Source organism: Shewanella gelidimarina (assembly GCF_023283945.1).
In the GTDB taxonomy this organism is placed as follows: Bacteria; Pseudomonadota; Gammaproteobacteria; order Enterobacterales; family Shewanellaceae; genus Shewanella; species Shewanella gelidimarina.
This window is the reverse complement of the sequence record NZ_JAKIKW010000006.1, coordinates 170,701-182,275: the sequence shown is the minus strand read 5'-3', so window position 1 is coordinate 182,275 and position 11,575 is coordinate 170,701. Positions and strand designations below refer to the sequence as shown.

General features: G+C 43.5%; 7 protein-coding genes. 2 read left to right on the top strand and 5 right to left on the bottom strand.

Annotated elements, in window-relative coordinates; all coding sequences use genetic code 11:
* Positions 1 to 13 precede the first annotated feature (13 nt).
* Both L2729_RS07855 and L2729_RS07850 read left to right on the top strand, forming a co-directional pair.
* Complete coding sequence (locus L2729_RS07855; RefSeq protein ID WP_248987773.1) at positions 14 to 1,138, top strand: alkene reductase; 1,125 nt, start codon at positions 14 to 16, stop codon at positions 1,136 to 1,138.
* Between the two features lie 503 nt (positions 1,139 to 1,641).
* Positions 1,642 to 3,108 (top strand): capsule assembly Wzi family protein, encoded by a 1,467-nt coding sequence (locus tag L2729_RS07850; RefSeq protein WP_248987772.1) that lies wholly within the window; start codon positions 1,642 to 1,644, stop codon positions 3,106 to 3,108.
* A gap of 153 nt (positions 3,109 to 3,261) precedes the next feature.
* Here L2729_RS07850 and rfbD read toward each other — a convergent pair whose 3' ends face one another.
* The 5 genes from rfbD to L2729_RS07825 form a co-directional block, all read right to left on the bottom strand.
* On the bottom strand, positions 3,262 to 4,344 hold the full coding sequence (rfbD, locus tag L2729_RS07845) for a dTDP-4-dehydrorhamnose reductase (protein ID WP_248987771.1): 1,083 nt from the start codon (positions 4,342 to 4,344) through the stop codon (positions 3,262 to 3,264).
* 163 nt (positions 4,345 to 4,507) lie between these two features.
* Positions 4,508 to 5,254 (bottom strand): phosphatase, encoded by a 747-nt coding sequence (locus L2729_RS07840; RefSeq protein WP_248987770.1) that lies wholly within the window; start codon positions 5,252 to 5,254, stop codon positions 4,508 to 4,510.
* Between the two features lie 91 nt (positions 5,255 to 5,345).
* On the bottom strand, positions 5,346 to 6,839 hold the full coding sequence (locus tag L2729_RS07835; protein WP_248987769.1) for a sigma-54-dependent transcriptional regulator: 1,494 nt from the start codon (positions 6,837 to 6,839) through the stop codon (positions 5,346 to 5,348).
* 137 nt (positions 6,840 to 6,976) lie between these two features.
* Complete coding sequence (locus L2729_RS07830) at positions 6,977 to 10,609, bottom strand: PAS domain S-box protein (RefSeq protein WP_248987768.1); 3,633 nt, start codon at positions 10,607 to 10,609, stop codon at positions 6,977 to 6,979.
* On the bottom strand, positions 10,609 to 11,529 hold the full coding sequence (locus tag L2729_RS07825) for a phosphate/phosphite/phosphonate ABC transporter substrate-binding protein (protein WP_248987767.1): 921 nt from the start codon (positions 11,527 to 11,529) through the stop codon (positions 10,609 to 10,611). Before L2729_RS07825 ends, L2729_RS07830 begins: the two co-directional genes overlap by 1 nt.
* Positions 11,530 to 11,575 lie beyond the last annotated feature (46 nt).

The window sequence follows — 11,575 nt, the reverse complement described above, 5'->3', positions numbered from 1 at the left end:
GATAAAGACCATAATGAAAAATGACATTTTATTCACGCCAACTAAACTGGGCGCACACGTTTTAAAAAACCGTATCGTAATGCCACCATTAACACGTTCACGTAGTACACAACCTAACAATATTCCGAATGAATTAATGGCTAAATACTATACGCAACGCGCTTCTGCGGGGTTTATGGTCACCGAAGGCACTCAGATTGAACCTCGTGGTCAAGGTTATGCGTGGACACCCGGCATTTACTCCGATGAACAAATCGAAGGTTGGAAAAAAGTCACCAAATCAGTGCATGACGCAGGCGGTATTATCTTTGCTCAACTGTGGCACGTCGGCCGTGTTTCACATACCAGTTTACAACCCGATGGCACAGCCCCAATCGCCCCCTCTGCAATCAGAGCGGATAATGTGAAAGTGTTCATTGAAACAGGTCCAGGTGAAGGGGCATTAGCAGATCCAAGCATGCCACGTGAACTATCAACCCTTGAAGTCAAAGAACTCGTCGCACTTTATGCTCAAGCTGCTCGCAATGCCATGGCAGCCGGTTTTGATGGCGTTGAATTACACTGTGCTAACGGTTACTTAGTGAATCAATTTATTTCTGAGCACAGTAATAAACGCACCGATGAATACGGTGGTAGTTTAGAAAATCGTTTACGATTCTTAAAAGAAATCACCCAAGCGGTTGCAGATGAAGTGGGTAAAGAACATGTCGGCGTTCGATTTGCACCACTGTTTGCCACTACTGACGATGTACGTGTTTATCTTGGTTTAGTTGAAGAAAATCCACATGAAACTTATATCGAAGCCATTAAGACCATCGAAAGTATCGGTATTGGTTACTTGTCATTAGCAGAAGCTGATTGGGAAAACGCACCTGATTTACCTGACGCTTTCTATAAAGACGTTCGTGACACATTTTCTGGCATCATCATGTATGCAGGCAAGTACTCGGTAGAAAAAGCCAAGCATATCCTTAACGTGGGTTACGGCGATATATTTGGTTTTGGTCGTCCCTTTATTGCTAACCCAGATTTGCCTGCTCGCATTAAGAATGAGTGGTCATTTAATGAAGCGGACCCGGCAACGATGTACGGTGGTACAGAAGTGGGCTATGCCGATTACACTGAATACTCAGCTTAATCACAAATCAAAAAAGTCTGTTAAATGAGCATTAAGCCTATCGTTTAAGAATACTTGAACCATGTAACAGAGAGATCCTAACCCTCAATCTTATTGATGATATTGAGGGTTTTTTGTTTAAAAAATAAATGGCATGGGTTTATGGATAATTTAAAAGGCCGTACTGATGATAAGGAAAGTAGAAGCACATAAGCGTCAGCGGTTAATCTCAAACGTTAGCCGAATATATGGAAGCAATTAACTCTTCAGAATGGATATTGAATGTTGTTAATGCTAGAGCGATTAACAACCTTTCCCTCTGCACGTAAACCCAGCGGCGTAATCCTTTCGTCTACCTCATCAATAACGTCCTATTCACTGCTTATGTAATAACGATCAACAATATGAATAACTTGGTCACCAATTGTGCGTTATTAGCACTTATTTTGAATAACAAATCACTCTACACTGTCAGTGTATAGTTAAATACACTAGAATGCGCTTCATTGACATAAGGGATCCCAATGAAACTCAAATTATTAGCAGGACTTTTTCTTTTCGGTTGTAGTTCAGTACAAGCAGCTTGGTGGGTTGAACCCACGGACCTAGCACTTAGAGCTGATATCCAACTGCTTTCCGATACCGGGATTATTGTCCAACCCATTACCACCTACCCATTGATGTGGGATGGCCTAAAGCAAGATTTAGACAAAGCGCAGCCGGATCAACTTTCAGATCATCAACGCAGCGCCTTCGACAGAGTGAACAGTGCCTACGATAAAGATCATCGTGCATTTAGCACCAAAGTTGAACTTGCAGGCGCAACCGATACCACCAGATTCATTGGCTTTGGTCAAGACTATCGCGATAAAGGCCAAGGGACCGTTAGCGCCGAAGTCACTAAAGACTGGTTCAGTGGTCGTCTTTCTGCCAGCTATCACGCCGACCCTATTGACGGTAACAGTACCCGCTTAGATGACAGTTTTGCCGCGGTGATGTTGGGCAACTGGATCGTGAGTGCCGGTGCACAGCAAAAATACTGGGGACCGGGCTGGGACAGTGGTCTCATTCAAACGACTAACGCCAGACCTATGCCTGGAGTGACGTTGAGCCGTAATAACAGTCAAGCATTTGAAACACCTTGGCTTAACTGGATCGGACCTTGGACCTTTACCACAGCATTTAGCCAGATGGAAAGCGACCGTTATGTCCCAGACACTCAACACTGGGGTGCACGCGGTACCATCAGACCTATCTCAAAACTCGAAGTCGGTTTTTCTTGGACAATGCAATGGGGCGGCGAAGGTTATGGTAATGGCTTAGGTGATTGGTGGGACGGTCTGTTTAATGGCGGACAATCGGAAAGTGAGCTTGAGAACGGCCAAGAAAACATGTTAGCAGGATATGATTTCCGTTGGTCAGATACCGCCTTTGGTATTCCTTATGGGATCTATTACGAGCGCACCCATGAAGATTTCCATACTGAGAAGAATCGATTAATCAATGCGGCCAATATGGGCGGTATTGATTTTGTATTAACTGACTTAAACACTCGCGTATTCTTAGAGTACTCAGATACTAAAGTCTCTTGCGGTATTGACCCGCAAAAGTATAACTGTCTGTACGAACATGGATTCTACCAAAGTGGTTATCGTTACTATGGCCGTAGCCTAGGTAGCACTTATGATAATGACTCAGAAACATTCGTTATCGGCGGTATTACCCAGTTAGGTGGTGGTCAAAACATTACCAATAAACTGCGTTGGCTACGCCTTAATACCGATGGCATTGATAATGGATTACCTGAGGGTGGCAATCCTGTGTCACCTGGTGAGTATGAGCGTGTTTACCAATATGACACCAGCTACCATAGACCTTTCTATGAAGGCACTCTAAAAGTGGGTGGAACCGTGAGTTACAGTCAATATGTCACCTCTGGTGGCAATGACTGGGATACGACACTCTATGCAGGTTGGGAGCGAAGTTTCTAAGCGCTAACTATCTTTAGCTTAATTTATGTTGATGCCTTAAGCTAATATCTGAAAAAGGAGTATACCGTTAAGGTTTACTCCTTTTTTATTGCTTCACCTGCTCTATTCCCCAACAAGCTTTCATCACGCTAATAACAACTATCTCAACAACAGCTATCCCTCACTCAATGCCTGTACTGCTAACATCACTTTCAACTGTTCCTGCCATGAAGCGCGAATTAAACTGTCTTGCTCCATTGATATTTCAGCGAGTATTTTATCAGAACATAAGCCGCTATTCGTCGGTCTGGCGGCCAACGGATTAGGGTGCAGCTTTTGCCAACATTCCGTTGATATAGGGTTAATAGTGCAATGTGATTTGCTGCCAGTCTTACCCATTAACTCCTGAATACGTCTGGAAAAATCAAACCAGGAGCAATGTCCATAACCTGCGTAATGATAAATATTGTCGCCACAAGATAAAGCATCGCCGCTTAAGGAGCTCTTGTTACCTTGGTTACATTGCTTGCGTTCGTTCATGGCAATTTTAACTAATTTAAAAATGACCACCGCTAACGATTCACACCAGGTTGGACTGCCTCTTTGCGTATCAATCACACTTATGTTATCTCTGCTGCGAAACAGCTGTTGCATCGTTTTGACAAAGTTTTGTTGCCATGCGCTGTAAAGCCAAGCCGTTCGAATAATATAGGCCTGGTGACCTAAGATTTGCAGCACTGTATTCTCTCCCGCAAGCTTACTTTTACCATAAACAGAAATAGGCGATGGACTAACCTGTTCATCATAAGCCGAGCCTCTATCTCCTGAAAAAACAAAATCTGTTGATATATGGATTAAGGTAACCTCATCTCGCTTACATTGCTCAGCAAGTAACTTAGGCCCCTGTGCATTAATCTGATAGGCAATATCAACGTCGACCTCTGCTTTATCGACAGCATTATATGCAGCGCAGTTAATCAGCACATCTGGCTTTATGTGTTTAAAAGCAGCATCAATTGAAACGGGATCGCAAATGTCTAACTGTTGATGCGCGAGCAGGTATATTTCATCTTGTTCACTTAAACAGCTCGCCGCTTCAGGTAAATAACCAAGTAATTCACGCTGAGTACCAACGTTAATAGCTCCAGTGCTTTGGTCATCAAACGGACTCACTTTAACCTGCGCACCACTGAGTTCAGCGATTAACCCTAATGCATGAGCTAATTGCCCTCTGCCGCCTGTAACCAATATTTTCATAGCACAATGTTCATAGTATAACGTTCATAAAATCTGTTTTCATGGTGTGGATTTCATGCCTCGATGGGTGACATCATGGCCTATGTGTAGCGCTGATTTACCGTATAAACTTGAGTACTCAATAATAGAATACGTGGCAAATAAAACACATGGTTAAAAAAGCTTACTCAATTAAATCAGAATACTCATCAAGGGATGCATGGCCCCGCAATGATAGAAAGCACAACAAAGCTTCAGGGCTACGGTTAAGTAACCGTTCAATAGGAAACTCCACCGCCTCTATTATCTCAATGGCTTTTTCAAAGTTGCCTAAGCTAAAAGCGACGTGAGAATCAGAGCCCATAACCAGAAGTCCACCAGCCTCTTTGACTGCATTAGCAATGGCGGTACAGTTTGCTTCGCAGCCTTTTCTTGAAGTCAAAAAAGAGGAGTTATTAATTTCTAGCGCGACATTATGTTTGGCTGCGGCTGCAGCTACCTTTTTAATGTCTATCGGATATACCGTGTTACCGGGGTGAGTAATAATGTCGACATTACCGCTTTCAATACAGTTGATGAGCGCGCGAGTGTGAACCTCTTTAGTCGATGGTGGAAACACCGGTTCATGAAATCCCGCCAATACAATATCGAGCGTTTGCAAGTAATCACCAAAAAAGTCGATGTCGCCTGCATCATTTTTTATATTCGCTTCAATGCCACGTAACACACCAACACCATCAACGATGCGGGGCAATACTCGCATATTAACAAAATGCCAAAAATGAGGAGCATCTGCCATATCAGGCCCATGATCGGTGATGGCAAATAACTTGATGCCTTTCTCTTTCGCAACGCGAATATAATCATGCACAGTACTATAAGCGTGAGTTGAAGCTATGGTATGAGCGTGGGTATCGACTAGAAATTTCATGATTAATCTCGTTCTAAAAAACAAAAAGAGTAGACACGAAGTCTACTCTTTTAGCGGTGCTTTCTCTATCAACTATTGTGTTAAAAAGTGACTAGCCCTCTTGAGTTAAACTTGTCTCCAACTCTTCCCAACTCTGTCGTTTCCGGTAGATTGTCGAGGCACTAATATCCAGCAGTGCAGCCGCTTTGGGCACATTACCGCCACAAAATGCAATTGCATCTTCAATGGTCTGCTTCTCGGTTATCCATAGAGGGACAATATCAGCGGGGGCTGTTTGCGTTGCTACCGGCTTAGAAAAGTCACCTTCTACTTCGACAGTTCCTTTAACCACCGGAGGAGAATTAACATCTGCAAGCGTCGTCGGGCTGCTCTGCACTTTAGCCGCGATATGTTTAACGTTAGTATCTGCGGTCACCTGCATAGGTAGCATATCAAACTCAACCGTTTCAGCATCATTAAGCACCACCACTTGTCTAATGACATTTTGCAATTGCCTAACGTTGCCCGGCCATTGATAATTTTTAAGACATTGTTTAGTTTCAGCGCTAAAGCCTTTAAACTGCTTACCCTCTTCCTTGTTGTACTCTTTGAGTAATTTATTCGCTAGCAGCGAAATATCATTACCGCGCATTCTTAATGGTGGCAGTTCAATTGGGATCACATGTAATCGATAAAACAGATCTTCTCTAAAACGACCCGATTTGACTTCATCCCAAGGAGTACGGTTAGTCGCACTCACAAAACGGACGTCAACTTTCTCCTCTTTAGTGCCGCCAACGCGCTGAAAAACACCAGTCTGGATAAAACGTAATAACTTACTTTGCAGCTCCAAATCCATTTCGCAGATTTCATCAAGAAACAATGTCCCTTTGTGGGCGCGTGTTGCCGCACCATCACGGTGTGCTATAGCCCCAGTAAATGCACCTTTTGTATGACCAAAAATTTCACTCTCAATTAAGTCTTTCGGAATTGAAGCACAGTTTAATGCGACAAAGGCTTCATCTCGGCGACTACCAGCATGATGAATAGCATCTGCGCAGACTTCCTTACCCGTACCACTCTCGCCCACGATAAAAACAGACGCTTTACTATTGGCAACGCAGTCAATGGTTTTATAGACGGTTTGCATCGCCAGCGACTCACCAATAAAGCCCAAATAATGGGGTTTGGGTAAACTGCTTTCATATTTAGCCACCAAGTTAACCAGATGTCGTTGCTTAAGGGCATTTCGAACGGTAATTGATAAACGCTTAGCATCGAATGGTTTAACCAGGAAGTCAAAGGCGCCAGCGCGCATAGCATCAACCGCGAGACCAATCGTGCCATGAGCGGTGATCATAATAACGGTAATATCAGGATACTGTTTTTGAACAATATCAAGAATATCCATGCCGGACATATCGGGAAGTTTAATGTCTAACACTAACAGGTCCGGTTGCCACTGCTTTAACTCATTTAGCGCATCCTCACCATGATTAACATGAGTAACCTTCGCACCGTCCGCACGTAAGTACTCCGTGTATAGCGCTCCGAGCGACATGCTATCTTCTACGAGTAATGCACTGAACGAGCTCGTTATATCCATATAAACAATCAACCTTTAATAAATTATCGAACCTTAATATGTTGTCATCATCGCATCAATGACGCTAAGAGAGACAAAGGTTAGTGAGTAAAGTCTAGCAGTTATCAGTCAGTTTTCTTGCATGCTAGCGGATGACGTTACGCTAAACGGGCATTAAACACCTGTAGGGTTTTCTCGCCAATATCAATAACATCACTAAGTAACTGGACTACTTGATTAATATCACCCTCTTTGGCACTTAATTCAAGCCCTTTAGCTGCCACACTTAACGCTTGAGCACCAAAACTGCCCGCACTACTTTTTAATGTGTGCGCCTGTATGTCAACTTCATCTAGATCACATTCGCCTAGTGACTGATAGGCTTTTAACAGTGATTTTAATATACCGAGTCGCTCATCGGCCTCATTAATAAATACGCTGAACATTCTTGTCATCGCCTCTTCACCAAGCATACTGGTTAACTCTTTAAGCGTGGCTTCATCGAGTAATGGGCTATTTATCTCTTCAACAACGTCACTTGCTGACCCCTTCTCTAGTCCGTGTTTTTCAGTCAAACTTTGTCCCTCAGCTTGATAATTATCTTTGTTAAACTCTTTCTTAGGCTCTTGACTGATTGTAGACGCAGAACTCGATATTGATGCAGCCCTCTTTGATACGCACTCGATTGGATCTTTATCTGCTTGAGGCGAAGCGCTAACAGGATCATCCCATTCAGCCACTAAAGATTGACCATAACCGTTCACTTGATGATTTGCTTGGTAAGACGATCGAGTCATCGATGTATCCTTTGTCACCCACCGATTAACCGCTTTAATTAATTGTGCGCGATTGACTGGTTTAGGGACAAAGTCCTTCATGCCCGCATTCATGCATAATTCTACATCCTCTTTTTGTACATTCGCCGTCATAGCGATGATGCGTTGCTGCGGATTTTGCAGCAAAATATGTTCAGTGGCTTCAATACCATCCATTTCAGGCATTCTCATATCCATTAAAATCAACGCATATTCTTTATTCGCTGCCATAGCCACGGCTTCTTTACCGTTATTAGCGATCTCAACTTTAAAGCCCGATTTATTTAATAGCGCACTGGCCACAATCTGGTTTGCAGGGCTGTCTTCTGCTAACAAAATCGGTAATTGAGTTTGGCTTTCATTCATCAACATCTCTTCAGCGCTGTTTAACTCAGTATTAAAGCTGTGATCGCCACTGAGCATGCCAAGCATCATGTCTCTGCTTAGTGGTTTATTAACCACTTGCTCAAGACCAACCTCTGCCAATAATTTTGACGCTTCAGGCACAACCACCGTCATGAGTGCCGCCATTAGCGCCTCGTCATAAAGAAATGATTGTTTAATCTCTTTAGCCTGATCCACTTTGAGATCGACTAGGCAGTGCTCATCAATTAACACTAAATTAAAACGACCTTGCACCTTTAATACATTGAAGATGTTGTCGATGCTATCAACACAAATAGCGGTTACACCATATTGCCTATATTGTTTGGTAAACAATTCACAATAGGTCGTATTGGGATGTACCAGCAACACACGAGCATGAGCGGGTGTGACAGGAGATAACGGCACTTCTGTTTTGTCCAGCTCAAGTTTGACATCAAAACTAAAGCAACTACCTCTTCCTTGTTGGCTCCGTACTGCAATATTGCCTTCCATACGGTTGATAAGTTCTGCGCAAATGGCGAGGCCCAGTCCCGTGCCGCTATAGTTGGTATTGTACCCATCATGAACCTGACTGAACTCCTTAAATAATGTGCCTTGTGCTTCTTGGGGAATACCAATACCTTGGTCCGATACAGTACAGCATAACTGCACCTTGCTAGAGGTACCTTCAAGTAACCACATCTCGACAGCCACACAACCACCGGATGAAAATTTAATCGCATTATCAACTAAGTTTTGTAGCACTTGGCGTAATCTCTGACCATCTCCAATCAGACTTTCGGGTACATTACAATTGACAAAGCTGGCTAAGGTAACCCCTTTATCTTGTGCTTTAGGTGACAAAATCTGTAGCACTTGGCTGACCAGTTTTGCTGCCGAAAAGGCACTTTTTTCCAGTAACATCTGCCCAGCTTCAATTTTAGAGAAATCCAAAATATCGTTAATGGTACTTAACAGCGCCGTGCCTGCTTCTTTTGCCGTATTGGCATAGATACGTTGCTCTTTATTCAACCGTGAATCCAACATCAGCTCAACACTTCCCAGCACAGCATTAAGAGGAGAGCGAATTTCGTGGCTCATGGTAGCCAAGAATCGAGATTTTGCTTTACTGCCCTGCTCTGCTTGGTCTTTAGCCAGTTTAAGCTGAGTTTCGTACTCCATTCGTCTCGAAATATCACGAATAAACGCGGTTAACAGCATTTCGTCACCTAACTGCACCGGGATCAAAGTCAGCTCAATTGCGATAGGCTTGCCACTAAAGTCCGTCGCATGCATTTCGGTGGCATTTTTAATAGCTTTGCCTGCACCCGTACGGCGGTACTCTTCTAGCATGCCCCTAAACGCAATTTGCGTCTCGCCTCTAAACAATAGAGTCTCCATCAACTCACCCACTAAATCATGCTGATGGGCGTGAAACATTAAACAAGCTGAGTCATTTACCTCTTGAATTTTACCGGTAATATCGATAGTGACTAATGCATCTTTACTGCCCTCTAAGGTGGCTAATAAGATTGATTCTGTTCTTTGCGCCGCCACCAGCGCCCGCTTTACATCACTAAGATCTTTGACTAATCCTAAAAACAATAGCTCGCCATCAAGCATCATTTTTGAGATTGATAGCTCAATGGGAAACAGCTTCCCCTCTTTATGCTGCGCCAGTAACTCCCGACCTTTACCGATGATTTTAGCGTCACCGCTCTCAAGATAGTTACGGATATAACCGTCATGCATGGGCCTTTCAGATAAAGGTAAAAGTAACGATACATTTTCGCCTAATAACTCACTGTCTTTATAACCAAAAAGGCGACTAACGGCAGGGTTCACTTCGCTTATCTCACCACGCGTATTGATGATGATATAGCCATCTAAAGCGGTGCCTAAAATGGTACTCAGGCGCGTATTGGCATTCTCTAGCGCATGGGTTTTAATATCGACCTGTTCAACCATCTGGTTAAAAGCATGGGCAGCTTGGCCTATTTCATCCTCTGACGTCACCGGTATCTTGACTTGCTTCTCCCCCGAAAACACTCGAGTTGAGGCCAATTTTAACTGCTGTAGATTTCGGGTTAAATAGTGACCTAATAGCCAGGAGAACAGTGCAACAAGCAGCATTTCCAACGCAGCAATAAATAGAAATTGTTTGGTGGCATCAGCAATAAAGATATCAAGCTTTGATATTTCAACCCCAAGCTCTACTCTGCCATAAACAATGCCAGACTCGGCGACCATGGCCTCAATATCCAAAATGCCATCATCAACATAGGTCACACCGCTATCACGCGCGGCTAAATGAGCGCCATCAGTCACCCCAGCGGTCACTAACAGGTCATCTCTATTAAAGACATTCACATACAACACTTGATTAGTCGCAATAAGCTCATTGGCTAAATTACTCAGCGTTGATAAGTCGGTACTGAGCACGGCATCTTTTGCAGCAGCAGCAAACAATGATGCCGTAGATTGAGCACGCTTTTCTATTTCAGATTCATTAGAGGATTTTAAATAGTCGATGCTGGTATACACCAGGATCATTAACAGCAAGCCTTCAATAATCGCAATACCAAGAATCGTTTTTAATCTAAAAGACATTAGTTACCCTCCTTTAGCGGAATGGATAACTCACCCAGTTTTAATGCTCTAACATCATCCCAATCACTATCTTGAGCCGTTTTAAATGCACTAAAACCAAGCGTGTTGAGCAAGGCCTGACCTTGCGGTGACGCCGACAAAGCCTCTAGCTCTGCGGCCAATATTTTACGTGTGCTTGCAGACACTCTGGGATGTACAGCAATGGCGTGAGGCGTGTACTTTGGCGTGGTCCAAAGAATGCGCAACTTAGATTTAATTTCAACGGGTAAATTATTGAATGTTCTACCGACGCCGCCACCCGCTTCAAATAATCCCTGGGATACGGCTAAATAGACAGAATCATGCGAGCCCACAAACTTAGCCGTAAAATCGATATTTCGCTGCTTTAAGTTCGCCCTTGGGATCATACTGGCCGCAAATGCACCTGGTGCGGGAAACGCCATCGTCTTTCCGGCTAAGGCATCGAGATTGTGATAAGGCCCATCCTTAGCGACCACAATAATACCTTTGAGCTTTTTGTCTTTTTCTTTAACAAGAGCCTCATAACCCTGTGATTCATGAAACTGCGCATAATGGTAAGGATTCATATAAGCGATGTCATATTCCCCCCTTGCAAGCCTAGATTCAAAAGTAGGAATGTCGGGCGCCGTTGCAAAACGCAAATCAAGCTTTGCATTTTGCGACACTTCAGCCAACAGCGGTCCCCAGGCTTTAGCGAGTGTACTAGCCGCTTGCTGAGGCACAACGCCAAAGACTAAAATTTCCGTTGAGCGACGACTCTCAACCTCAGCAATACAGGTCTGTGCAAAGCATAGTAGCAAGCTAGCCATCACTATTTTTGAGCTATGCATCAAAAGCCTTTGTTCTTTATAGAAGAGTGAAAACATGCCGTTCCATCCTTGATCTAAATCTATTTTCATTTTACTAATACCAGCAATAAGTACGCCAAGATTAAAAATAGGCTAA

What these genes read in the sequence shown, in the direction of transcription:
- L2729_RS07855 (WP_248987773.1), top strand. Translation starts at nt 14, where the DNA reads ATGAAAAATGACATTTTATTCACGCCAACTAAACTGGGCGCACACGTT.
- L2729_RS07850 (WP_248987772.1), top strand. Translation starts at nt 1,642, where the DNA reads ATGAAACTCAAATTATTAGCAGGACTTTTTCTTTTCGGTTGTAGTTCA.
- rfbD (WP_248987771.1), bottom strand. Translation starts at nt 4,344, where the DNA reads ATGAAAATATTGGTTACAGGCGGCAGAGGGCAATTAGCTCATGCATTA.
- L2729_RS07840 (WP_248987770.1), bottom strand. Translation starts at nt 5,254, where the DNA reads ATGAAATTTCTAGTCGATACCCACGCTCATACCATAGCTTCAACTCAC.
- L2729_RS07835 (WP_248987769.1), bottom strand. Translation starts at nt 6,839, where the DNA reads ATGGATATAACGAGCTCGTTCAGTGCATTACTCGTAGAAGATAGCATG.
- L2729_RS07830 (WP_248987768.1), bottom strand. Translation starts at nt 10,609, where the DNA reads ATGTCTTTTAGATTAAAAACGATTCTTGGTATTGCGATTATTGAAGGC.
- L2729_RS07825 (WP_248987767.1), bottom strand. Translation starts at nt 11,529, where the DNA reads ATGAAAATAGATTTAGATCAAGGATGGAACGGCATGTTTTCACTCTTC.